General features: G+C 47.7%; 19 protein-coding genes and 3 pseudogenes. 14 read left to right on the top strand and 8 right to left on the bottom strand.

What is annotated here, in order from left to right:
- Positions 1 to 2,967 (bottom strand): GAF domain-containing protein (locus H6G89_RS33240; RefSeq protein ID WP_190514302.1); only part of this gene is annotated, 2,967 nt, incomplete at its 3' end.
- A 463-nt stretch (positions 2,968 to 3,430) separates the two neighbouring features.
- Here H6G89_RS33240 and H6G89_RS33245 point away from each other — a divergent pair.
- The 11 genes from H6G89_RS33245 (at position 3,431) to H6G89_RS33295 (ending at position 14,706) form a co-directional block, all read left to right on the top strand.
- A complete protein-coding gene (locus H6G89_RS33245; protein WP_190514303.1) occupies positions 3,431 to 4,096 on the top strand; it encodes a hydrolase in 666 nt (221 codons plus the stop codon).
- A gap of 107 nt (positions 4,097 to 4,203) precedes the next feature.
- Positions 4,204 to 4,782 (top strand): antibiotic biosynthesis monooxygenase, encoded by a 579-nt coding sequence (locus H6G89_RS33250; RefSeq protein ID WP_190514304.1) that lies wholly within the window; start codon positions 4,204 to 4,206, stop codon positions 4,780 to 4,782.
- Positions 4,783 to 4,908: 126 nt separating this feature from the next.
- Entirely contained in the window at positions 4,909 to 5,832 is a 924-nt protein-coding gene (locus H6G89_RS33255; RefSeq protein WP_190514305.1) for an EamA family transporter, read from the top strand.
- A 109-nt stretch (positions 5,833 to 5,941) separates the two neighbouring features.
- Entirely contained in the window at positions 5,942 to 7,831 is a 1,890-nt protein-coding gene (locus tag H6G89_RS33260) for an amidohydrolase (protein ID WP_190514306.1), read from the top strand.
- 118 nt (positions 7,832 to 7,949) lie between these two features.
- A complete protein-coding gene (locus tag H6G89_RS33265; RefSeq protein WP_190514307.1) occupies positions 7,950 to 8,132 on the top strand; it encodes a XapX domain protein in 183 nt (60 codons plus the stop codon).
- Between the two features lie 13 nt (positions 8,133 to 8,145).
- Entirely contained in the window at positions 8,146 to 8,601 is a 456-nt protein-coding gene (locus H6G89_RS33270; protein ID WP_190514308.1) for a DoxX family protein, read from the top strand.
- Positions 8,602 to 8,605: 4 nt separating this feature from the next.
- Positions 8,606 to 10,195, top strand: a complete 1,590-nt coding sequence (locus tag H6G89_RS33275; protein WP_190514309.1) for an MFS transporter — start codon at positions 8,606 to 8,608, stop codon at positions 10,193 to 10,195.
- A gap of 190 nt (positions 10,196 to 10,385) precedes the next feature.
- On the top strand, positions 10,386 to 11,468 hold the full coding sequence (locus H6G89_RS33280; RefSeq protein WP_190514310.1) for an alpha/beta hydrolase: 1,083 nt from the start codon (positions 10,386 to 10,388) through the stop codon (positions 11,466 to 11,468).
- A 528-nt stretch (positions 11,469 to 11,996) separates the two neighbouring features.
- Positions 11,997 to 13,014 (top strand): IS630 family transposase gene (locus H6G89_RS33285; protein ID WP_199337091.1). Its coding sequence is split into 2 segments (ribosomal slippage): positions 11,997 to 12,424 and positions 12,423 to 13,014, totalling 1,020 coding nucleotides; the frame shifts between segments, so codons are not numbered across the junction.
- Positions 13,015 to 13,068: 54 nt separating this feature from the next.
- Positions 13,069 to 14,292: a pentapeptide repeat-containing protein gene (locus tag H6G89_RS33290; RefSeq protein WP_190514312.1), complete on the top strand. Its 1,224-nt coding sequence runs from the start codon at positions 13,069 to 13,071 to the stop codon at positions 14,290 to 14,292.
- A 279-nt stretch (positions 14,293 to 14,571) separates the two neighbouring features.
- Positions 14,572 to 14,706: an excalibur calcium-binding domain-containing protein gene (locus H6G89_RS33295; RefSeq protein ID WP_190514313.1), complete on the top strand. Its 135-nt coding sequence runs from the start codon at positions 14,572 to 14,574 to the stop codon at positions 14,704 to 14,706.
- Positions 14,707 to 14,817: 111 nt separating this feature from the next.
- Here H6G89_RS33295 and H6G89_RS36530 read toward each other — a convergent pair.
- Positions 14,818 to 14,925: pseudogene (locus H6G89_RS36530) on the bottom strand (DUF3160 domain-containing protein); the annotation flags it as partial.
- 240 nt (positions 14,926 to 15,165) lie between these two features.
- On the opposite strand from H6G89_RS36530, the gene H6G89_RS33305 reads away from it, so the two are divergent.
- Positions 15,166 to 15,990, top strand: coding sequence for an endonuclease/exonuclease/phosphatase family protein (locus H6G89_RS33305; protein ID WP_190514314.1), 825 nt, complete (start codon positions 15,166 to 15,168; stop codon positions 15,988 to 15,990).
- A 129-nt stretch (positions 15,991 to 16,119) separates the two neighbouring features.
- Here H6G89_RS33305 and H6G89_RS34715 read toward each other — a convergent pair whose 3' ends face one another.
- From H6G89_RS34715 to H6G89_RS33320, 5 genes and pseudogenes are all read right to left on the bottom strand, one after another.
- On the bottom strand, positions 16,120 to 16,551 hold the full coding sequence (locus H6G89_RS34715; protein WP_199337092.1) for a chromate transporter: 432 nt from the start codon (positions 16,549 to 16,551) through the stop codon (positions 16,120 to 16,122).
- Complete coding sequence (locus H6G89_RS34720) at positions 16,481 to 16,876, bottom strand: hypothetical protein (RefSeq protein WP_199337093.1); 396 nt, start codon at positions 16,874 to 16,876, stop codon at positions 16,481 to 16,483. The genes H6G89_RS34715 and H6G89_RS34720 overlap by 71 nt, the downstream gene beginning before the upstream one ends.
- A gap of 134 nt (positions 16,877 to 17,010) precedes the next feature.
- A complete protein-coding gene (locus tag H6G89_RS34725) occupies positions 17,011 to 17,250 on the bottom strand; it encodes a chromate transporter (protein ID WP_199337094.1) in 240 nt (79 codons plus the stop codon).
- Between the two features lie 23 nt (positions 17,251 to 17,273).
- Positions 17,274 to 17,465 carry a hypothetical protein gene (locus H6G89_RS33315; RefSeq protein WP_190514318.1) on the bottom strand — a complete coding sequence of 64 codons (192 nt, stop codon included), beginning with the start codon at positions 17,463 to 17,465 and terminating at the stop codon, positions 17,274 to 17,276.
- 25 nt (positions 17,466 to 17,490) lie between these two features.
- Positions 17,491 to 17,836 (bottom strand): annotated as a pseudogene (locus tag H6G89_RS33320) (IS6 family transposase); the annotation flags it as partial.
- Positions 17,837 to 18,035: 199 nt separating this feature from the next.
- Between H6G89_RS33320 and H6G89_RS33325 the strand changes: the two are divergent.
- Together H6G89_RS33325 and H6G89_RS33330 are read left to right on the top strand one after the other, a co-directional pair.
- Positions 18,036 to 19,343 (top strand): AAA-like domain-containing protein, encoded by a 1,308-nt coding sequence (locus H6G89_RS33325; RefSeq protein WP_190514315.1) that lies wholly within the window; start codon positions 18,036 to 18,038, stop codon positions 19,341 to 19,343.
- 100 nt (positions 19,344 to 19,443) lie between these two features.
- A complete protein-coding gene (locus tag H6G89_RS33330) occupies positions 19,444 to 23,268 on the top strand; it encodes an AAA-like domain-containing protein (RefSeq protein ID WP_190514316.1) in 3,825 nt (1,274 codons plus the stop codon).
- Between the two features lie 265 nt (positions 23,269 to 23,533).
- Here H6G89_RS33330 and H6G89_RS33335 read toward each other — a convergent pair.
- Positions 23,534 to 23,662, bottom strand: a pseudogene (locus tag H6G89_RS33335) (IS1 family transposase); the annotation flags it as partial.
- Positions 23,663 to 23,704 lie beyond the last annotated feature (42 nt).

Consider the following 23,704-nt stretch of genomic DNA (forward strand, 5'->3'; position numbering starts at 1 on the left):
TAACGGTGCGTCAAGTTGGTTGGCAATGACTTGAAGCACGTGTCCTAAGAAGCGATTCAAGTCTGTTTCTGTTGCCAGTACATCAACTGTTTGTTTGAGTGTGTTGTTAGCCTTTGCCAGTTCTGCTGCTCGTTCTTGTTCAGCATGAATGCGTTCTTCAATTAGGCGATCGACCAGTTGCTTCCGGTGTAGTGCTGCCCCAATGCTCTCTGCTGCGGTCGTCAATACATCAATTTCCTGTTGGCTCCATTGACGAGGTGTGATGCAATCATCAAAGGCAACACAGCCAATGTAGCGTCCTTCAATAAAAACTGGAATCACACCAGTTGATTGAATATCAAGTTTCTTAAATTGTCGCCCAGTGACATCAGGTAAGTCATCAATAACTCGCCAGACAGATTGCCCATTGTACATCGGTTGAATCAGGACTTGATAGTCTTCGTTGTCCATGACATCTAAACCAACAGAACGGTGGGTGTTAATTCCTTCTGCGGTCCATTCATAGGCAACACAATGGCTTAAACGCGGTGTCGTTGGGGCAAGGCGTTCAATGTGTAACAACACACGACTCATATTTGCCACTTCCCCAACCGCTTGCAAAGCAGCAGGAATAGCAACATCTATATCTTCTGCTTCGAGTAGATCTTTCGTGACTTGGGCAACGACTGAAAGGAGGCGATCGCGTTGCTGCAACTCTTCATTGGCTTTCGCCAGTTCTGCGACTCGCGCCTGTTCTGTTCGTAGTAAAGCTTGTTGAGTTCGTTGTTGCTGGATAGCACTGCCAATACAATCAGCAGCAATCTTAAGCACAGACAATTCTGCCGAACTCCGCTGTTTTGCTTCGCGGCAATCGTCAAAGCCGAGTACACCCCAAAACTGATCCTCCACAAAAATAGGGACAGCATTCGTTGCCTTAACACCCACTTTTTCCAGGTCAACCCGAAGCTTTTCCGGTATCTCCCCTAATAGATAGCTAACCCCTTGTCCCTGAATAAACTGCTTGTACCATTCCTCTGAGTTCTCATAACTTCCCTGAGTTGCATCGGGATGAGAAAGTTGCGATGGAGTGTGAGCAGCATCCCATTCATACAAAACCCGCCAGTGGGGAAGCCGTTCAGAAGGAACATCAAAGTTCTCAAGCACTGCAATACGATCGGTGTCTATCGCTTCTCCAAGGATTTGTAAGGCAGTGTTGACTGCTTCGTCAAAGTTGGTGACTGTAGACAGAATATTTGCCGCAGTTGCTGTTGCCTCTAAAAGGCGATCGCGCTGCTGTAACTCTTCATTTACTTTTGCGAGTTCTGCGACTCGTGCTTGTTCTGCTTCCAGTAAAGCTTGTTGTGTTTCTCGAAGTTCAGTGATATCAATCTGAGTGCCCCACCCACTGACCGCATAGCCATCTCGGATGATACTAAATCCATTGTTGAGGAAGTATCGTTTCTGCCCAAAGCGATCGAACTCCACCGTTTCCTGATTTCTCATCTGATGCCCATTCCGGACAAACTGCTCCATCTGTATTGCATTCTCAGGAGCATCTGTAACATGCCAATCAGTCAATCGAGCACCAATCATCGCATCTGGTTGATCATGACCATACATTTGAGCAAAGGCAAGGTTATGCTCAACAACATGATATTGCTGATAAATCCGTTTAACTTGCTCTTCTACAGGAAGATCAATTGGAATGGGTTGTTCATACTCCACTCGAAAAATTCCTTCGCTAGCAAGTTCCATCAGTTGGCGGTATCGCTGTTCCGACTCTGTTAGGCGATTGAGGGTTTGTTGCAGTTCAGCGTTAATTCGTTCAAGTTCTTGCGATCGCTTTTGTTCTGCTTCCAATAAAGCTTGCTGAGTTTCCCGTAGCTCACTAATGTCAAGTTGGGTTCCCCAGCCACCGATGAGGTGTCCATCTTCAACAATTCCAATAACGTTATTGAGAAAATAGCACCGCTTTCCTTTGGGGGTGATTTCTTCTGATTCTGCCGCTCGGATGCAATAGCCGTTCTCAATGCACCAACGCAGAAATTCAAAATTTTTACCTGAAGTTAAAATGTGGGCATCACTCAGGCGCAAACCCGAAGCGGCATCAGTTGTCGGTAAGCCATACATCGCAGCATAGGCAGCATTTGCCTCAGCGACGTAAAGGGAGTGACGAATTCGCTCCACTTGCTCATCAACGGTTAAGGCTATAGAAATAGGCTGGTCTAATTGCCATCGATAGATTCCTTCGCTGCTCAACTCAAACAGAGTCCGATAGCGGTGTTCTGATTCCGTGAGGTGTTCGAGCGTTTGCCGCAGTTCGGCATTGAGTTGTTCGAGTTCTTGCGAGTGCTTCGCAGCATTGCGTGTACGCTCTTGTTCGGCTTGTAGGAGAGCTTGTTGAGTGCGATCGCGCTCAATGGCACTACCAATACAATCAGCCGCAACCCTTAATATGGCTAATTCCCCCTCACTGCGCTGTTTTGCTTCGCGGCAGTCATCCATTCCCAGCACACCCCACCACTGACCTTCTACAAAAATGGGAACAAGGTGGGTAGACTTTATCCCGATCGCCATTTGAGTACTGCGAAAGGGTTCGAGCATCTCTTCAATGAGATAACTCATGATTTGCCCCTGGTGCAATCGCTCAAAAATCTCCGGAATCTCCTCAAAGCTGCCTTGAGCCGCTTTCTGATCAGCATACTGTGGAACTGTTCTCGATGAATTCCACTCATATTCCAACGCACGCCAGCCTGGAAACGCTGAATCGGGAGGTGAGGCAACCGTCTCATGAATATTGACACGATCGGTGTCTAAACTCTCACCCAAAATTTGCAGGGCTGTATTAACGGCTTGATCCAAAGGGGCGACCCTTGCGGTATCTGCGGAGCAGCGCGTCAGTAGAGCATTAACAGCTTGGGCAGTGGCTTCTAAGAGACGATATTCTATAGCAGAAACGCTGACGCGATCGGGCGGTTGGGTTGCCATTGCAAATTCTTTTGGTTTAAATCAATTACTCAGCAGATTCTTGAGGCAATTGCGAGAACATCGCTAATCAATCAAGAGGCTCTTCTTGAATGGCTGTTTCAGATAGGAAGACTTGCTGTCTATCTTTACAAATCTAACAGTGAAGAATTATCTCGCAACGCAAATCATCTACACTATCAATAAGATTTCTTTATGATAATTCTGATTCTCACATTGTTCGATCGATTTTTTCCAATTCTCAATCGCTCAAACTCATAGGGATGTTATCGTTAGACGCGAAATTCGAGCCGATTTGCAGTAGTCAATATGCGCGACTAAATCTTAAGCCTTTGTTCTAACTTATCAAAACATTCAATCGTTCCTGGTTGATTCCGTATCTATCTTCCACACTGAGGCATCAGCGAAGGCAAGCAGCAATGACTCTCCCTTCGTCCTTTTACCCATAACCAGGAAGCAAACTCTCATGACGATTCACAGCCTGTTAACGCCAGAGAACTCCACCGTCATCTTGATCGACCATCAACCGCAAATGACCTTTGGAGTCACTAGTATCGATCGCCAAACCCTGATTAACAACACTGTGGGTTTGGCAAAAGCAGCCAAAATTTTCAACGTGCCTACGATTCTCACCACCGTTGAAACCAAAAGCTTCAGTGGTTATATGTGGCCCCAACTGTTAGAACTCTTTCCCGACCAAACGCCGATCGAGCGCACTAGCATGAACTCCTGGGGAGATGCCAAATTTGTGGCAGAAGTCGAACGCATCGGGCGCAAAAAACTGGTTATGGCAGCCCTATGGACAGAAGTTTGTTTGGTATTTCCGGCAATTCAGGCAATGGAAGCAGGTTATGAAGTGTATGCCGTCGTTGATGCGTCTGGGGGAACCAGCCAAGTTGCTCATGATGCTGCCATTCAACGGATTGTTCAAGCTGGAGCAGTACCTGTGACCTGGCAACAAGTATTGCTAGAGTACCAGCGCGATTGGGCACATAGAGAAACCTACGATGCTGTTATGGGTTTAGTCAAGGAACACTCTGGTGCATACGGGGTGGGTGTGGAGTATGCCTACACGATGGTACATGGCGCACCTCCCAGTAATGAAAAAGTCCATGCCTTGACTCATGCGTAGTTAAAGCAGTAGTCATTCAAGTGAAGCAGCCATTAGTCATTAATCATTGGTCATTTGTACGGTTAATGGCTAATGGCTCATGACCAAATTGCGAAGGGCTAATTTCTATGTTGAAAGAATCACTCATTGGCACTGATGAAGAAAGCGATCAGGTGACTGCCGTTATTTCCCATCTCATTCGATCGGGGCGGGAGCAGGGATATGAGGAATGGCTGCACGGCATTACCCAGGCAGCGCAGAAATTTAAAGGGCATTTGGGAATTAGCGTGATTCGACCCCGCGAGCATGTTCATCCTGAGTATGTAGTAATTGTTCGATTTGATCACTATCACCATCTCAAACAGTGGATGGAGTCAGATGTGCGGCGCGAATGGGTGGAACGATTACAGCCTTTGGTTGAAAAGCCAGAAGCCATACAAACGCTGACAGGCTTAGAAACCTGGTTCACACTCTCTGACAAACCGTTAAAACCCCCACCTCCCCGTTACAAGATGTTTCTGGTGACATGGCTGGGAGTTTTCATTACTTTGGCAATTCTCAGTCGTTTACTAGCACCGTTATTGTCCAGGCTGCCTCTACTACTCAGCCAGTTGATCATCACTGGATTGGTCGTCTGTTGTCTCACTTACCTGCTGATGCCGCAACTCACAAAGCTGTTTCGCAAATGGCTATACCCACAGCTTTAACCAATTTAGGAATAGCTGACACATCAATCAATTACCTTTTGCTTTAACAAATACACGCAGTTGTGGAGAAAGCATGGTTTTAGTGAAACCATCGGAAATCCTTGTACCCTTCCGGAGTAAATCATTATGTTGGATCTATCAACCGACACAACAACTAAACGCTTTTCTTCCAGTTCTTTGGGACTAGTGGCAATCTTGTTTACTGTCCTGTTTTGGGCGATCGCCGCTAATGTTGCCTACGATTTGTTCACTGCTGGAGTCAACCCCCTGGAGCTAGCTGGGGCCAGTGCCATGATTGCTACCTTTGGGCTAGCCATTTTACACAGCTTCTTTGGGCGTGGACAAACTCAAAAAATGCACTGGAAACAATTTGTCCTGGGATTGGTACTCGTCTGTTTAATTGGTGCCGATTACATCGCTATTCAGCAACTTCCTGTTGCGATCGCAATTGTGCTGCTATTTACGGCTCCAATTTTGGTGGTTTTGTGGACATCCTTTGCTTCGCGCCATGCCCCATCTCGACTAGTTGCCATTGCTTTGATTCTCTCGATGACTGGAGTTGTTTTAGTCTCCAAGCTTCTGGAAAGTAATCTGGATCAGGTCAATTGGTTTGGCATTGGAGTTGGGCTAACAACGGCAATCTTCTTTGCGGCTTACATTGTTTTAAGTGAGCAACTGAGTGGTTCAGGAGCAGCGATCGACATTCTTTTAAAAACCTATGCAGTAGCAAGTTTGTTCTGGTTAGCCTATCTGTTCACACAGGGATTGCCATTGATGTTGCTGACACCAGACAATTTCCCCAAAGTACTGTTTGTCGGCATCGCTGGCAACCTGATGCCTTACTTACTGTTTCTTTGGAGCATTCAACGAGTTCAAGCAGAACGAGCAGCGATCGTTGCCACATTAGAGCCATTTGTAGCCGCAATTTTGGCATGGACATGGTTTAGTCAAACCCTGACGATCCTGCAAATCATTGGGGGAGTCTTGATCATTGTTGCAGTCACTACCTTGCAACTAAAATCCGCTCCACCAGACCAGATTCATTCTTAGCTCGTTGGTCGAGGAGCAAAGCTTTCAACTTTCTCTCAACCATCCTACTAACATCACTTGCGGCTTGCATTGAGTAGACGCTTCATCTTCCCTATCAGGAGTTTAATATATGACAACCAATATCCTGAACAACACTCAAGCGGATCTGATTCTGTTTAACGGACGAATTGCAACTCAAGACGATCGCCGCTCTTTTGCTGAAGCCGTTGCCATCAAAGGCGATCGCTTTCTGGTGGTCGGGACTGAAAAAGAAGTGATGGCAACGAGAGGTGATCAGACACAAGTGATTGATCTACGTCATCGCACCGTCATTCCCGGATTAAACGACTCTCACCTGCACTTAATTCGGGGTGGACTCAACTACAACCTGGAACTGCGCTGGGATGGCGTTCCATCCCTTGCCGATGGCTTACGAATGCTGAAAGAGCAGGCAGAGCGGACTCCAAGCCCGCAATGGGTTCGCGTCGTGGGCGGTTGGTCAGAGTTTCAATTTGCCGAACGACGGTTGCCCACACTGGAAGAGATTAACCAGGCTGCACCTGATACACCTGTGTTTGTGCTGCATTTGTACGATCGCGCTCTACTCAATCGGGCAGCGTTGAAAACTGTGGGCTACACCAAAGATACCCCCCAACCCATCGGTGGTGAAATTCAACGAGATAGCAATGGCAACCCTACCGGAATGCTGATTGCCCGTCCTAATGCCATGATTCTCTATGCAACCCTGGCACAAGGGCCGAAGTTACCCTATGAGTATCAAGTCAACTCCACGCGCCACTTCATGCGCGAGATGAATCGGTTGGGCATTACCAGTGCGATCGATGCGGGGGGTGGCTTTCAGAATTATCCGGAAGACTATCAGGTGATTGAAGACTTGCACAAACAGGGACTACTCACCGTCCGCGTTGCCTACAATCTATTCACCCAGCACCCCAAACAAGAACGGGAGGATTTTGCCAACTGGGTCACACTGACCAAACCGGGTAATGGAGATGACCTCTACCGAATGAATGGGGCAGGCGAAATGCTTGTCTTTTCTGCCGCTGACTTTGAGGACTTCCTGGAACCCCGTCCAGATTTGGCAGAATCACTGGAGACCGAATTAACAGGGGTTGTGTCACTGTTGGCAGAAAACCATTGGTCATTCCGGTTACACGCTACCTATGATGAGTCAATCGATCGCTTCTTAAACGTCTTTGAGGAAGTGAATCGGGAGATTCCCTTTAATGGCCTGCACTGGTTCTTTGATCATGCCGAAACCATCAGCGATCGCAATATTGAACGAGTCAAAGCGTTAGGGGGTGGTATTGCTGTACAACATCGCATGGCATTTCAAGGGGATTATTTTATCGATCGCTACGGCAAACAAGCGGCTGAACGCACCCCCCCGATCGCTCGCATGTTGGAACTGGATGTACCAGTTGGAGCCGGGACGGATGCCACTCGTGTTGCCAGCTATAATCCCTTCGTCTCCCTCTACTGGATGGTGAGCGGTAAGACCGTTGGTGGCACGACTCTATATCCCGAAGCAAATCGGCTCGCTCGCATGGAAGCGTTGCGGCTCTATACCGTGGGCAGCAGTTGGTTTTCGTCAGAAGAAGGCAAGAAAGGGGCGATCGTTCCCGGTCAACTGGCAGACTTAGCTGTCCTAACTGATGATTACTTTTCCATCTCAGAAGAGCGAATAAAAAGTCTGGAGTCGGTACTGACGATTGTCGGTGGCAAGGTGGTTTATGCCACTAAAGAGTTCAAAGACTTCGATCCACCCTCCGTTCCTGTACTGCCTGAGTGGTCACCGATCGCAACCTACGGAGGTTATTATTCTCGCCCACCCGTCACGGTTGGTGCGCTGGCTTCCCATATCTGCACCGCAATCTGTGCTTGGTTTCATCAGCCTGCTCACAAATCTAACTGCCGCACTGGAGAAACAGCATTAAATACAACGGGTTCCCTCTCTAGCTTTTGGAGTGGAACGGGATGTGATTGTTTTGCGTTTTAAGGCGAAAGGGACAAGCGAAAGGCGAATGAATGAATCGCCATATTTCTCCTTTTCCCAATTCTCTCAACCCCCTTTGTCTTTCTCTCCCTTTCCCCGATTGAACTATAGGAGCTGTCAAATGGCAGGATTTGTCAAAGATATTGGTATGGCGTTATTAGGAGGCTGGATTGTTGGCGTGATTTTTGCTGGCATGAAACTCATTCCTCCTGTGCCGCCACTGTTGGGATTAATTGGAGCCGCAGGAGTATTGATTGGTGGCTTTTGCTATGAACTGATTGTCAAATTTGTGTTCAAATCTTAGTCGGGATCGATGTATGCAAGTTTACAACGTCTCCCAATACCTTCCTCCATTAGTAAGCGGTTTCGCCGCGTGGGGACTTTTAAGTCTACGACTAGCTTGGGGAACCGCCTTAATCCAACATGGCTGGCTTAAGGTAAAACATCCACTCGATTGGATGGATATTGAAGCCAGAAAGCATTCAGGATTTCCTGGCTACCTGCAAGCGATCGCCGCTTTTACAATATTTTTGGGTGGAATTGCCATGATGGTTGGATTATTCACTCCTATCGCGGCGAGTACGCTAGCAGGGATGATGGCAGTTGCCCTCCTCCTACACCTGATGAACGGACTGCCATTTATTAAGCAAATCCCCGATGCACCCGGAGACTCTTACGAAGCATCGCTAGTCTATCTGGCGATTGCCCTGCTATTTCTGCTGGTAGGTGCTGGTAATCTCTCATTGGACGCTTTGTTGTTCTACCCCCATTAACTGCATGGCAATTGCTCAGCCAACCCCCTCTTCTGCATGGGCACCGCTCCGGCAACCGCTGTTTCGGGCACTGTGGATTGCTGCGATCGCATCCAACATCGGCACCTGGATGCAGAATGTGGGAGCCGCTTGGTTAATGACTTCATTAACCCCATCGCCGCTGCTGGTTGCACTGCTGCAAGCCACAACCAGCCTTCCTGTGTTTCTGGTGGGATTGCCTGCTGGGGCGATCGCCGATATTGTCGATCGTCGCCAGCTATTGCTCTGGACTCAAGGCTGGATGCTGGTGGCAGCCGCCGGGCTCACTGTCCTATCCTGGTTAGATTTGGTCAATGCCTGGACACTTCTAGCCTTCACCTTTGCGTTGGGATTGGGGTCAGCGATGAACGCTCCCGTTTGGCAAGCCATTATCCCCGAATTGGTTCCCAAATCTGACCTGGCGGCAGCAGTCGCACTCAATGGAGTGGCATTTAACGCAGCCAGAGCGGTTGGGCCTGCAATCGCGGGATTGCTCGTTGCTGCCGCTGGACCCAGTGCCGTATTCCTGCTCAATGCGCTTTCATTCCTGGGTGTCATGGGTGTAATTTACCGCTGGCAGCGTCCGCCACGCACCAGCACGCTGCCAACTGAGCGAACCATCGGCGCGATTCGAGCCGGAGTTCGCTATTTGCGCCATGCCCCATCCCTACAAGCAGTATTAATTCGAGGTGGAGTGTTTATCTGCTGTGGTAGTGCATTGTGGGCTTTGTTGCCTGTTGTAGTGCGGCAGGAGTTGGGATTGGATGCCGTTCATTATGGAGTCTTGTTAGGCTGCATGGGGTTAGGAGCGGTGATTGGGGCAGCCCTCCTGCCTAAAATTCGCCAAATCTTCTCCCTCAACCACCAAATCATGGTGGCGACGATCATGTTTGCGATGGCTACAATTGCGCTGGCATATGTGCGAGAGTTTTGGGGGCTGTGCCTTTTCATGGTGGCAGCGGGCGTTGCCTGGGTAAATCTCCTGTCCGTTCTCAACGTTGCGGCTCAAACGGTTGTTCCCCAATGGGTGCAGGCACGCGCTCTGGGAATGTATCAGCTTGTGTTTCAGGGTGGCATGGCATTGAGCAGCATTTTTTGGGGCGCAATAGCAGCCCGAACCAGCATTGCGATCGCTCTGTTATTTGCTGGATTGGGACTCTTGGTAGGATTGACCGCCAGCGTTCGCTATCGCCTCAGATCTGGAGAACAGTTAGATCTCGCTCCCGCATTGCATTGGGCAGAGCCAACGGTGGTTGTCGAACTACGTCCGGATGATGGCCCGGTTTTGGTGACGTTGGAATATTACATCAACCCTGACGAAGCACAAGCATTTCGTCAGACAATGCAGATGCTGGGAGAAGTGCGGCAACGAGATGGAGCCATTTACTGGGGCGTGTGTTGTGATCTGGCAGATCCAAGCCGTTATTTAGAGACATTTGTGGTGGAATCCTGGTCAGAACATCTACGCCAGCACAATCGCGTCACCCATGCTGACCTGGAAATTGAACAACAAGTGCGATCGTTTCACTTGAGCAAGACACCCCCGAAAGTATCCCACCTCATCTACAACTACTAGAAGTGAGAAATCAATTTCTAGTAGTGGTTTAAATCTTTAATGTTTCATCTAACTTATCAATTTCATCAATCTTGACTGGTCAAAGTGACACAAACCAAGAGAATCAAATTAGTTCAGAATCACTGCCAGCTTCATCAATCCGTTTCTTAAGCAAATTCATTTGTGATTGAAATACCATTCAGGCAAACTCATGAAAAGCTTACGTCGTGCCATTCGTTTCTGGATGATTGCAAGTATTGTTGCCATTGCGATCGCGTTCGTCACACCGCTTAATCATTCAATCACTATTGCACAGGAGCCTATGTTTAGAGATCTCATCACTGGAGTTGCGATCGATGATCAACTCGATCCTCAAGCCAGAGCTATACTAGAAGCCGCCGCCCAATCGGGTGGGTTGCCTGCTGAATTTGACGCGAAACGCAGAGCTTTTGATGCTCTATTTGCCGATCTTGGTGGCACACCAGAAACTATCCACCAGATTGAAGATGCTTCTGTCCCTGGTCCAAATGGTGACATTCCCATCCGGATTTACCGTCCTAAAGCTGATAAGCTTCCAGTCATCATCTACACCCATGGCGGTGGTTTTGAGAAAGGAAGCCTTGATAGTCATGATCGTGCCCTCCGATTACTGGCAAATCGCTCAGGTTGCACCTTCGTTTCAGTAGCGTATCGCCTTACGCCTGAACACAAATTCCCAACCCAAACAGATGATGCCTTTGCTGTGTTGAATTGGGTCTATGACAATGCTGATACACTCAATGTTGATGGCGATCGCTTAGCCGTTGCTGGTGATAGCGTAGGTGGCAATTTAGCAGCAGTAAATGCAATTCGAGCGCGAGATGCCGGACGGGTGCAAGTGAGGTATCAAGCGTTGTTTTACCCCGTTACCGATGTCACCCTCAGTTCTGATTCGTGGCGATCGTTTGCCGAAGGTCCCTGGCTGACTCGTGACTACGAGATGAATGCCTTAAACAACCAATACTTACCTGCGGGGCATGATCCTAAAGATCCACTTGTTTCGCCCTTGTATGCCAACGTTCAAGACTTGCCACCTGCCTTTGTCGCCGATGCCCAATTTGATGGCTACCGCGACGAAGGACAGGCATATGCCGGAAAGCTGAAGGATGCAGGTATTCCAGTGATCGCCAAGGTTTACCCAGGTGTTATTCACGACTTCTTATTAATGACAGGCAAGTTAGATGTTTCCATGACTTTGGTTGAAGATGCAGCCTCAGCTCTGCGTGAGATTTTCAACACAACGAGCGCAGCTTAGGAAACTGTTAGGTCTGGGTACTCAAATCATCATTTTTTTATCACAATTGTAGGACTTGAGACAGGAGTAACACAAAAATGGTAGGGCGGAGCGGTCAATTTTCTCCTATGGCTGCTCCGTCTCTGTTTAAGTAGCGGCACTTCGCGTCAAGAATCACTGATGTAACCCAGGTAAGAACGGATTTGCGCGTCCAACTCCAGTAACGTAATTTCAGAACCCATCAGTTGAATATAAAATATAAAATAATTCACTTTTACTCCTTACTCTGCCACATCTCCTTTGAGCGTCCATGATTAGGAGCAACGGCAGTACCAATGCACTTCGAGCAGGATGATCTCTAGCAGTGTGAATCACCGATTTACAGCGACCAAATCTTAAGACTTAGTTCTAACTTATCAAAATATTCAATCATTCCTGGTTAATTTTTCCTCTATCTTTCATACTATATAGCAATCCTAAATCATTTGTGAAAACACAGAGAGGTGATTAGCTGCATTAGAACTTACATTCGCGATTGTTCATTCATCTATGGACGAACTAACTGAGTTTATCCAAAGCAATCCAGATCCACGTGAATTGAAACGGGCACTTGCGGTGCAAATGGTGTTACAAGAATACACCTACTTTGCAATCCGAGATGTCTTACAGGTATCTGTTGGTTTCATTAGTAAATGGAAGCAAGCCTATGAAATACAAGGTGTTGCTGGATTAGCGCTCGAGCATCAAGGTTCAGTCGGTTATCTCGATAACGAGCAACGACAAGCGGTGATTGATTGGCTTAAGGCAAAGAACTACTGGAATCTGAACGAACTACAGCAGCACCTTGAGGCGGTCTACGACGTGGTGTTTGCTTCCAAGCAGAGCTATTACGAGTTGTTTTCAGCCGCTGGTATTAGCTGGAAGAAGACTCAGAAGCGCAATCCGAAAGCAGACCCCCAAGCGGTAGAGAAAAAAACAGGAAATCACAGATTGGTTGGAACAACACCGTCACCAGATTAGTTCGGGTGAGTTAGTCGTCTTTTTTCAGGATGAATGTCATCTCCTGTGGGGAGATTTGTGCGGTTATGTCTGGGGCAAAACGAGCGAACGGATTGAAGTACCGATGAGCAATGAACGCCAGAAGCAGACCTACTATGGAGCCTTCAATATCTTGAGCCACAAGTTTTTCGTTCAGGCTTTCGAGCAAGGGAATTCTGAGTTCACCATTGCCTTCTTGCAAGCCCTGCTAGCGGAGTGTCCTGAATCCCGAATTGCTTTGATATGGGATGGAGCAAGCTATCATCGCTCTCAGGCTGTCAAAGACTATCTAGCCTCCGTAAATCAAGGGTTACAAGAGTCTGAGTGGAGGATTACTTGCATTCGCTTTGCCCCCAATGACCCTCGTCAAAACCCCGTTGAGGATATTTGGTTGCAGGCAAAGCGATTTATTCGAGAGTTCTATCATCTGTGCCAATCCTTCTCGACTGTGAAATGGTTATTTGAGTTTGTCACCCATCGTCAGACATTTAATTTTCCCAAGGCTTCTATGTACGGCCTATTTTCATGAATCATTTAGGATCGCTATAGAATAGACTTGCCTCCACATCCTTCAACTGCGTGTATGCCCTCCCCTTCCTCCAGATTCAAGGTTCTATCCAGGTTCAGAACACCACTCGTAATTGCAGCAGTAGCGATCGCCGTTCTAACAGTCCTGTTTCAAGTGGGTAAACAGTTTGAATGGACAGGCTTTGGGGAAGATGAGACAACCACAACAGTTAAATCGCCGGTCTCAGCTACACCCGATGCTAATGGATATGTTGAGAGGACGGTTACAATCACACCTCAATCGGGTAAAACGCTGTGGGACATCCTCAGTTTGATTGGAGTCCCTGCATCTTTAGCATTACTGGGGTGGTGGTTACAGAAGTTGCAAGAACAACGCTTAGCAAAACAGGCAGAGCAAGAAAAGGAGATAGCCCAGCAGGAGAAGGAGATTGCACAGGCTCATCAGAATGAAGAAGCATTGCAAGGTTTTATTGACTGGCTCTCTCAATTGCTGATTGAAAAGAACCTAATTGCGATCGCCACAAAGGTTCAAGATCAAATCAAGATTAGTAAAACTAGACTAGAACCAGATGTAACCACCCCAACAGCAGTAGTTAACCCGTTACCGAGTGCAGTTACCGAAGCAGAGCAGGAGCTGTTAGATGCCGCTAGAGATCTTATTAGAGCTAGAACCTTATCGATCTTCAGACGGCTAGGAGATGATTTAAAACATAAAGCAGCAGCTATCAAGTTTCTAGCAGATTCCAATGTGATTGAAAGGGTGGGGCTAGATCTGGGCGCGATTGATTTGAGTGGAATTGACCTGAGAGGAGCCAACCTGAGGAACATTAACTTGGAGAGAGCTAACCTCAGCCATGCCAATCTCAGCCATACAAACCTCAGCTATGCCTACCTCAGCCGTGCCAATCTCACTCATACTGTCCTCAACCATACTGACCTCACAGGTGCCAACTTCAGACTGACCAACCTCAGCAATACCAATCTCACAGGTGCTAACCTCACAGACGCCTACCTCAGAGAGACCGACCTCACAGGTGCCAACCTCACAGATGCCAAGCTTAGAAGTGCCCACTTTAGTGATGCTAACCTGAGTAATGCCAACCTGAGCAATGCCGACCTCAGCAAAGCTCATCTCCTCCATGCTCAAAATTTGACAATAATACAATTAAGAAGTGCTCTTCTCTGCCAAACTCGATTACCAGAGCAATACAGTGTACTCTGTGATTACGATTGTGAGAAGTTGAGATTGAAGGCATTATCAGAATTTAAAGAGCTTTGAGTAGGTTTTGAAAAAGTTGTTGAGAGGGGGAGATAGTGGGTAGTGACTAAATCAGGTGTTGAGTTGTGACTGAATTAATAGCAAGTTGAGGCAGCCAAAGAAGTTTCCCACAAAAGATGGATTGGGATGAAGTGGAGTGTTGAGTAGCCACTCAAACGAGGGATATTTTAATCTCAAGTTGAGATGTAACGTGTGCGGGAAGTAGTTTATAGCCCCACTCTAGCACCATCTCCGTGTCCTTCTGTGCGACCTTCTCCATCTCCTTCCCCACGTCCAACGATGCCCCCACTGGATCTCAATTGCTCTGACTTTAAAACTCAAGCAGAAGCCCAGCGGATGTTGAACCGCGATCGCCGTGACCCCCACAGGTTAGATGGCGATCGCGATGGCTTAGCTTGTGAGAGCTTACCTTGATGAGGGAGCAGAATTGGTTCCCACAACAGAGGTTGGGCTGCTTCTGAGGTGAGTTCAGGTTTCCGTTTTCAAAGCCATCTTTGGAACTAGGTAATCCTGCTGCCATTCGGGTCATCGAGGTAAATTGCCGCTCTGAATTTGAGCTTTCCACTCCGAATCAGACAACCGTTCATTGAGCGGTGTCATAAACTCAAAATGGCTTAGGACTGGACCCAGGTAAAGGGTGCGATCGCTCTGATCAGAATGTCATGGGGTCGCCCGTAGTGGCAGCAGTTTGTTACGACAACAGGGGATTGCTCTAACGAAAGCAGTCAGATTGATTTGTACAAGGACATTAAGTAAGGCATGGATGATGCAAAGAAGCCATTTGTAAATATGCCAAATACTTTCAGGAGATACAGGTGCTGATTCAACAATCATGGCGTTGAATAGACTCAGTAGTGTTCGTTACTCCCTGCCATGCCGCTTCGGATTCTCAGTTGGAATTGTCGCCGCGCGTCTGCATCAAACCCGTTATGGAAATATCTCCTTGAACTATCACCCGATATTGCTCTATTGCAGGAAGTCTCAGCACTTCCTACTGGGGTGTCCGAGTCCTACCAAGTGCGCTCAGTTGTACCGTTGACAAAAGCGGGTGGGCAGCAACGCTTCCATTCAGTAATGCTGGTACGTGGGGCGATCGCTGAGCCTGTTCTCCTTCGATCTGGAATTGAGTGGGTCGATACAGAACTTCAACGCTTTGCAGGTAACTTACTCTCATTTAGGGTTGCAGTAGATGGTTTTATGCCATTAACCGTTGTAGGGGTGTACTCGCCTCCCTGGCCTGTGGCACGAGATCGGCTGATTGGACAGGATCTGAGCCTGGTGAAGCTCACGCAAAACCCAGATGTTTGGGTTACAGACTTGCTCGTGGCAGCCCTTCGTCAGCGTAGTGAAGATGGATCTGAGTGGGTTGTGGCTGGTGACTTTAATGCCTGTGAGTCTTTTGATAGCTGGAAGGGTGGTCCGCGTGGCAACCGGGAGTGGCTCGATCGCATGGCAACAATCGGCTTCACAGATTGCTTGCGGCAATACCAGGGAGCACTGACACCAACGTACCGAAAACCGGGTACCCTCCTTCCTCACGCACAACTGGACTACTTGTTTGTAACTTCCGGTCTTACGGCAAAACTAAGGGCTTGTGCAACAGGTGATCTGGAGCGAGTGTATGGCTCTCAACTAAGTGATCATCTGCCAGTCATCGCAGACTTCTCAGAACCTGTACCTCAACAGATTCAGGTCTAAACTAGTAGAGGCGATCGCCGCTGAGTCGATGCTCACTGGAATCGGGGGATGAGTTATCTCAAGCTCGGTTGGAATTGGCTTCGTCTTGCCATTACCCTGCAATGGAAAATTCAGGTTTATCCGTTTCTCTCAAGCCTGCCTGACCCTCAACCTGCCATTGCATCCAAGCAACAACAGAATGATTCCTTTGAGCGTGAATTTACCGTCCTCAGCCGCTTTCCAGCTTCTTAGTTTTGTCAGTCGAGCAACCGTCACACCATTGACAAAGGCAGCGATCGCAGGCTTCTTGCCATGCTTCTTAAAGTAAGGGGCTGGGATAATCGTGAGTAGGTAGCAAGGAATAAACGTTCCCAGAGCCGCAATACACGCCCCTGAAAACCCTGCCACCAAAAAGCCAATAAACCCAGTCGTAATCACAACCGGACCTGGCGTAATCATTGCCACTGCTACTGCATCCAGAAACTGTTGAGCATCCAGCCACTGATAGTGCTTAACCACCCCACCATAAAGGAAAGGAACGATCGCTAACCCACTGCAAATACAAATGAACCCGCTGTACAAAAAAGGTGAAGATCTGCCAGAGCAAACCAGAAGAGGCAGAGGGTACAGATGCAATGATTGGTATCAAAGGTAAGCCGATGAGACTATTGAGCTTCTTATCTTTGAACCAGTTTTTAGGTGGTGTTGTGATCAACCAGGTGGGAATTTCTCCTGCTAGGATGAGTTTGACTCGTTCCGATTGCGTGATGATGGTCGAGACAGCATTCACCAGATAAATTGACCACAATAGCCAATCTGTGCCGATGGTCTTCTTTGTCAATTTGTAGGCACTTTGGGCAATGATACCAATGACGCAAGCTCCAACCCCGTAGAACACTGCTTGCATCCAACTCAGACCACCATAGTTGGTATAAGCACACCCAATGCCACAACCATCAAAAAGGAGGGCAGGACAAAGGCAACGCCAACGAGGGTAGACCCAAGAATGCCGTAATGAACGTAGCCCATGTAGAAGCCTAATTAGGCAGCAAGCGGACCCGGAGCAACCTGAGCTAGGGTTAATCCTTCTTGATAACTCGCCTCAGAAATCCACTGCCGCTCTTCAACCAAGTCGCGGTGCATGTAACCCACGAGGGCGATCGGACCACCAAACCCTAAACTGCCTAATTTGATTAAATAGAGTGTCAGTTGCCAGAGTGAGTATGGTGGCCTCGTGAGTTCGGATGGAGACTGTTCTTGTTTTTCTACGGCATCAGTCATGAGTTAAATCCCTACTCAATCCTCTAATTGGTTTGTTTCAGTTCACTAATCAATTTCTCAACGTGTTTGAGAATGGCATCGTGTGCTGCTGGCAAATTCTGGCTAGGTGGGGGTATGTCATCCCATCGAGCGATCGCCACTTGAGGAGCCAGATCACTCACATCACACCCCAGGGACACCACTCGAAAAGCCTCGACTATTTCCTCGCGAGTCACCCGTCGAGGCAGGTGGGTGAATACATGCCTTACTATCCCGCTTGGCACTCAGCATAAAGCCAAGGGTATTGCCCTCCGAATCGACTGCACGATAATAGATATTGCCACAAGCCCTTGATTTTGCTGTAAGTTGTGTCCACGCGCCCGGAGTCGTTTGTTGGCTTCAGGTAAGGTCGAATGCGTTTGTCGAGTTCCGGAGCATACTTCAACACCCAACGGTTGATGGTTGAGTGATCCACGTTCACTCCACGCTCAGCCATCATTTCCTCCAAATCCCGCAAACTCAGCGAGTAGCGACAATACCACCGAACATTCAGCAGGATGATTTCTGGCAAAAAATGCCGCCACTGAGACAGGGATGAAGAAGACATAGAAAATCAGATGCAAGAGTTTAATCTATCACACCTTACTGTTGACCGATTTTCGCAACACAACCACGATTTTACCGCCTTCATGGTCTTGCCAAACCACACGACCGCAAATCTTGAAATGATCAATTTCACCTCAAGGCTTGACAATAAATGAAACCAGTTCAAGCAATAGAACACCGCGATACAACCGTGATGACGTATGAAAGAAGCTGAGTTCAAAGTCATTTTGGAGGATCTAACCTCCAAACAGCAGAAGGTGTTGCAGCGATTTTTGCGCGGCGAAACCGATGAAGCAATCGCCGATGCTTTATATCTAGAACCTTCTACCATTCGTCGCCATTTAGCCAACATTGGCAAAGCTTTCAAACTCAATAACAAAAACGGGCAGCACTATTCCTACCGAGAAGATTTGATTGACTTGTTTGCTCGTTTCCAACCAGAATTAGTCAGTCCAGAAGCGATGCGGGGTGGGCTTTTAAAGAATCCAGAGTTTCCAGGAAGTCCGTTATCTCTGGATTCGGCATTCTACGTCGAGCGGAGTCCGGAGGAGGAGCGATCGCTGCGAGAAATCATCAAACCGGGAGCACTGATCCGGATTCGCGCACCTCAGCGAATGGGCAAAACATCCTTGTTGAATCGCATCCTGACAGCAGCACAGTCGGCCGACATTACCATTGTTCGTATCAATCTGCGGCAGGCGGAACTTGCGGTTCTAGAAACACTCGATAGCTTTTTGCAGTGGTTTTGTTCTAATTTGAGTCGTCGTTTGAATCTGGCTGCCAATCTTGATGAATATTGGGATGCAGAGCGGTTTGGCAGCCTCAGTAGCTGCACGACATTTATGCAATCGGTCATTCTAGAAGCATTTCCGCAGGGGGTAGTTTTAGGTTTAGATGATGTCGATTGGTTGTTTGAATACGAAGCGATCGCCCAGGGATTTTTTACCTTACTGCGAAGCTGGCACGAGGAGGCGAATAACCTGGAAGTGTGGCAGCGGTTGCGGTTAGTCATTGCCCACTCGACCGAGGTTTACATTCCCCTGCATTTAAATCAATCCCCCTTTAATGTGGGCTTACCCATCCGGTTAACGGAATTACCTGCATCGCAAGTTCATCTTTTAGCAACTCGTTACGGTTTGCGATGGTCAACGCAAGACGAACAGGATTTGATGAATGTAGTTGGGGGGCATCCCTACCTCCTGCAACTAGCTTTTTATCATCTCCATCAGGGTGATTTGGCACTCACGGCACTGCTGCAAACTGCCCCCACTCAAGCCGGAATCTATCGAGATCATTTGCGACGACTGTGGCAACTGCTACAGGAACATCCAGAATTACAGCAATCTTTTGATCAAGTTATCCAGGCAGACGCAGGAATTGTGCTGAATCCGCAAATCGCATACCAGTTAGAAAGCGTGGGTTTAGTGAAATTGAAGGGCGATCGCGCAACGGTAAGCTGTGAACTGTATCGACAATATTTCTTGCGTCATCCAGCAGTGCGATCGTAATTCCTCATAACGACTGTGCATTCTTTTGCACAAATCATCCAATCCTATTGAGCCTCATTTACAGTGGAATCGTACAGATCATCATCTCACTCATGGTTCTATGCAATATGAGTATCAGGTTGGAGGGAGCCTCAGAGTAGATGCCCCCAGCTATGTAGAACGACAGGCAGATCAGGAGCTTTACGCCGCACTGAAAGCTGGCCAGTTTTGCTACGTGTTTAATTGTCGGCAAATGGGAAAATCTAGCTTGCGGGTGCGGGTAACGCATCGGTTACGGACAGAGGGGGTTTGCTGCATTGCGATCGATATGACACGGGTGGGCAGTGAGCATATTACCCCACAGCAATGGTACGAACGGATTGTTTCAGAATTATGGCGAGGTGCAAATTTAGTTGGCAAAATCAATTTAAAGAGCTGGTTGAGCGATCGCTCAAATTTATCTCATATTCATCTCCTGAGTACTTTTATTGACGACGTTTTACTCACTCATTCTGAAAATCAATCTATTGTTATTTTTGTTGATGAAATTGATAGTGTCCTCAGTCTCAACTTTGAAATTAATGACTTCTTTGCCTTAATTCGTTCCTATGCAAATGAACAGACAAATGAAACGAAATGCCATCTTACTTTTTGTCTACTCGGTGTTGCGACACCCTCCGATTTAATTCAAGACAGAACTCGTACTCCCTTCAATATTGGCAGAGCGATCGCCCTTAATGGCTTTCAATACCAACAGACAAAGGTTCTTGCAGATGGACTCGTTTCTACCGTTTCAGATCCCAACACTGTACTGCAAGAAATTCTCTACTGGACGGGTGGGCAACCTTTTCTCACACAAAAAGTTTGTCGCCTGATTCTGAAACATTGGTGTTCAGAGCCATCCGAGATTGAGAATCAAAAGGCTAAAATCGCCCATCTTATCCACACTTACCTCATTCAAAACTGGGAAACGCAAGATGAACCAGAGCACTTGCGAACTATCCGCGATCGCCTCCTTCGCAATGAAACTCAAACGAGCCGACTGTTAGGCATTTATCAACAAGTTCTGCAACAATCTGTCGTTTCAGATGGCAGCCCAGAACAACTGGAATTACGCCTATCGGGATTAGTGGTGAAGCAGCAAAACGGGCTGCGGGTGCGCAACCCTATTTATGCAGCAGTCTTTAATCTTGAATGGGTAGAAATGACGATGAATAACCTCCGCCCTTACGCTACTGCCTTAAATGCATGGCTTAGCTCTGACAAAAAGGATCAGTCTCGTCTCCTGCGAGGGCAAAGTTTGGAGGAAGCACTCACCTGGGCAAACGATAAAACTTTAAGCCAGCAAGATAGCGAATTTTTGCGTCTTAGCCAGCAGTTTGAAAACCAGGAAACAAAACGAGCAAACGAAATTCTCTCAAATGCAAACCGGATTGCTCGACGGCGGTTGCGATTGGGCGCAGGAATTTTAACTGTTGCGCTACTCGTTGCTGGAGGGATTGCTTTTTGGTCAAATCGAGCATTCAACCGTGTTCTCTTAGTCAGTCAGGCAGAACAGATGAGCGCAGATGCTGTAGAAAACTTTCCCAACCAGCAAAGCGAATCTCTTCGCTCTGCGATGGGAGCAGTTTACAACCTACAGCAAGCGGCAGGTGGTGCAAGGCAGTATCCCATCAGTGCGCCAATTGTGGCACTACAATCGATACTCGATCGCATTCAAGAACAGCCTCTTGGTCCGATTGGTAACTCTGTCGTTCGCCCTGCTGCTCCCGATGGTGGGCGCATTCTGTCTTTCATGTCCTGGACGTTCCCCGATCGCACTGACTTTCAAGTCTTTAATCTTCAAGGAAAACTGCTCAATCAACTGCGACAGCGGGAAGGAATATCAAAAGTTGCACTCAGCGATGATGGTCATCGCTTTCTCACCGTTCAGGATGAGTTGAGCAGTGCAGAAAACGACAAAGCCACTCTGTGGACGACGGAAGGACAAAAGATCGTCACCCTTTCAGGTTTGCAGTTGCCTTTGTTTGATGTTCAGTTGAATACAAATGGTCATTTGATCCTCACCTCTGAACCAAGAAGTGCTGATGTTGCCCAAGGGGAAGGCGGTGGCGTTAGTGTTTCAGGAAGCGATCGCATTACGAAGCTCTGGACAGATCAAGGAAGGCTAGTGGCGACATTCCCCCAGCAATCAATTTGGAGCGGGTTTAGCCCTAACGGGCAGTATTGGTACACACCGGAAGAGGGGCAGGTAGTCATTCGGGATTCACAAGGTCAGATAACTGGTGCTTGTCGTTACCCAGGATCTGACGCACGAGCCGGGTTTAGCCCCAGTAGCCGCTTTGTCTTTGTAATTTCTAGTCAAGTTACCGTCTGTGATTTGAAAGGCAATACGATCGCAACAATTCCAGTGCAGCCACAAGGACAATCCAACGGTAATTTCAATCCGTTACTAGAAACGCGAGTGGATGTTCAAATGAGTCCTGATGATCAGTTGATTGCAATTATCAGCAATCGTGGAAACGTTCAGTTACATAACTCGCAAGGGAGGTTGATTCGCCAATTTCAAGCCTACTCGGGTGGAGGTCAGGCGATCGCTATTAGTTCAGATGGACAAAGGATTGCAACTATTGGTTTTGATGCAGACCGTTCTCTCGCTGCTAACACTCGTCTTTGGAATCTGCAAGGAGCAAAACTAGCAACGTTTTCCTTTGGTACATCTGACCACCAGTTAGAGTTTACAACAGATGGTAATGCACTTGCCCTGACCCAAAGGCCCAACGAAAGCACAACGAAAGCCATATTGCTGCATCTACAAACTTCAGGAACCTCCTATCCCGTAACTTCTCATCCAATTCGTAAACTTCAGATGAGCAAGGATGGTCAGTTATTGGCTGCCCTACTGGAAAACGGAACGGTGACGATCTGGAATACTCAAACAAAAGTACAGTTTTCGCTCCCCTTATCTAATCAAGATGCGATTGATGAACTTAAATTCAGCCCAACCGGAGAGTACCTACTAACACACAGTCGCCAAAACAAAATAGTAACGGTCTGGAACCGCCAGGGCCAAATCGTTGCCAGACTACCTGGTACATGGGGCTATGACACAGAAAACATGAGCAGGAAGTGGAACTATCCCGTCAGCCCTGATGGACGCTACGTAGCAACCTTGAACGACATGAACGTTGTTCAAATCTGGACAATAACTGGGGAAAAAGTCGTAACGACTCCTGCCAATAAAGACGCAATACACACGATCGCCTTCAGCCCCGATGGTCAACACTTTGCAACGATGGAAGGAGTCCAAACAGTTCGTCTCTGGACCTTGCAAGGGCAGGCGGTGACATCTTTTTTGGTGAGTTCTGCCCGGGTTAACCAGATCCGTTTCACAGCCGATGGTCAAAGGCTGGTCGTCCTTGTAGACGGGAATGCCAACACTTCGCCTGTTCAGCAGTGGGATTTACAGGGCAATCGGGTTTCTGCGATGCGTCCTGCTCGGTGGATGCGGGAAACATCCCTGTTTTCTACTCCTGGAGGTTACGCATTCGTCAATTCTGAAGCAGATCAATTTATTTCTCCACAGGTGAATCAGGCTTATGTGTGGAATCTCAACGGGTTAATCACAACCTTGCGAGGACGGCAAAATTGGTTAAAGTTATCGCCTACCGAAAACAATACAATACAGGTCAGCGCAGACGGTCAACGCATTGCAACGCTGGGGAGCGATCGCCGTGTTCGAGTATGGGATGCAAATGGCAATCAGATTGCGGAATACGAAGGCTCTGCAATGGCACTCAGTGCCGATGGTAAAAGTATTGTGGTGGTTTCTAAAGACAACACACCCCACCAATGGCACATCCGTAGCTTAGACGAGTTGATTCAGCAAGCCTGTGACTGGGTGCGTCCTTCGGGTGTGCAAGAAGCAATTTGTTCAACACAGTAACCTGCTTCTATTACAGGTCAGCGTATTGGCATTCCTACCATGAACTAAACTTCATCAACTGTTGCGATCGCTCAACGGCTATTTTTGGCAATGTGGTTGGCTGTATCAGAACGGCTGTAAATTTCTCCATGCCTCAAACTGCTAAAGTTGTCTGAGAATCATCAGATAGAGATAAGTGCAATTATTTTTAGCATCAATGGCTGAGCAATTGTACTAATATCTGGAAAACTCTTGTCTAAAAGTACTGGAGCTACAGCATGAGCACCGCATGAACTTCTGATTTCGCACTAATAGCACTCCAAGGATGTTCTGGTTTAACCCATTCGACTCGTCGGTTTCCCTGTGAACCTTTGACCTTGATTGCGACCTCTAACCCTTCTCGCCATACTTTGCGCTAACGACGGTTGGGATACTCTCGGTAACTTAAATAGACACT

It is taken from the genome of Oscillatoria sp. FACHB-1407, from assembly GCF_014697545.1.
Classification (GTDB): Bacteria; Cyanobacteriota; Cyanobacteriia; order Elainellales; family Elainellaceae; genus FACHB-1407.

Excerpts from the sequence above, each read along its gene's own strand:
- H6G89_RS33245 (WP_190514303.1), top strand. The coding sequence starts at position 3,431 with ATGACGATTCACAGCCTGTTAACGCCAGAGAACTCCACCGTCATCTTG.
- H6G89_RS33250 (WP_190514304.1), top strand. The coding sequence starts at position 4,204 with ATGTTGAAAGAATCACTCATTGGCACTGATGAAGAAAGCGATCAGGTG.
- H6G89_RS33255 (WP_190514305.1), top strand. The coding sequence starts at position 4,909 with ATGTTGGATCTATCAACCGACACAACAACTAAACGCTTTTCTTCCAGT.
- H6G89_RS33260 (WP_190514306.1), top strand. The coding sequence starts at position 5,942 with ATGACAACCAATATCCTGAACAACACTCAAGCGGATCTGATTCTGTTT.
- H6G89_RS33265 (WP_190514307.1), top strand. The coding sequence starts at position 7,950 with ATGGCAGGATTTGTCAAAGATATTGGTATGGCGTTATTAGGAGGCTGG.
- H6G89_RS33270 (WP_190514308.1), top strand. The coding sequence starts at position 8,146 with ATGCAAGTTTACAACGTCTCCCAATACCTTCCTCCATTAGTAAGCGGT.
- H6G89_RS33275 (WP_190514309.1), top strand. The coding sequence starts at position 8,606 with ATGGCAATTGCTCAGCCAACCCCCTCTTCTGCATGGGCACCGCTCCGG.
- H6G89_RS33280 (WP_190514310.1), top strand. The coding sequence starts at position 10,386 with ATGAAAAGCTTACGTCGTGCCATTCGTTTCTGGATGATTGCAAGTATT.
- H6G89_RS33290 (WP_190514312.1), top strand. The coding sequence starts at position 13,069 with ATGCCCTCCCCTTCCTCCAGATTCAAGGTTCTATCCAGGTTCAGAACA.
- H6G89_RS33295 (WP_190514313.1), top strand. The coding sequence starts at position 14,572 with ATGCCCCCACTGGATCTCAATTGCTCTGACTTTAAAACTCAAGCAGAA.
- H6G89_RS33305 (WP_190514314.1), top strand. The coding sequence starts at position 15,166 with ATGCCGCTTCGGATTCTCAGTTGGAATTGTCGCCGCGCGTCTGCATCA.
- H6G89_RS34720 (WP_199337093.1), bottom strand. The coding sequence starts at position 16,876 with ATGCAAGCAGTGTTCTACGGGGTTGGAGCTTGCGTCATTGGTATCATT.
- H6G89_RS34725 (WP_199337094.1), bottom strand. The coding sequence starts at position 17,250 with ATGACTGATGCCGTAGAAAAACAAGAACAGTCTCCATCCGAACTCACG.
- H6G89_RS33325 (WP_190514315.1), top strand. The coding sequence starts at position 18,036 with ATGAAAGAAGCTGAGTTCAAAGTCATTTTGGAGGATCTAACCTCCAAA.
- H6G89_RS33330 (WP_190514316.1), top strand. The coding sequence starts at position 19,444 with ATGCAATATGAGTATCAGGTTGGAGGGAGCCTCAGAGTAGATGCCCCC.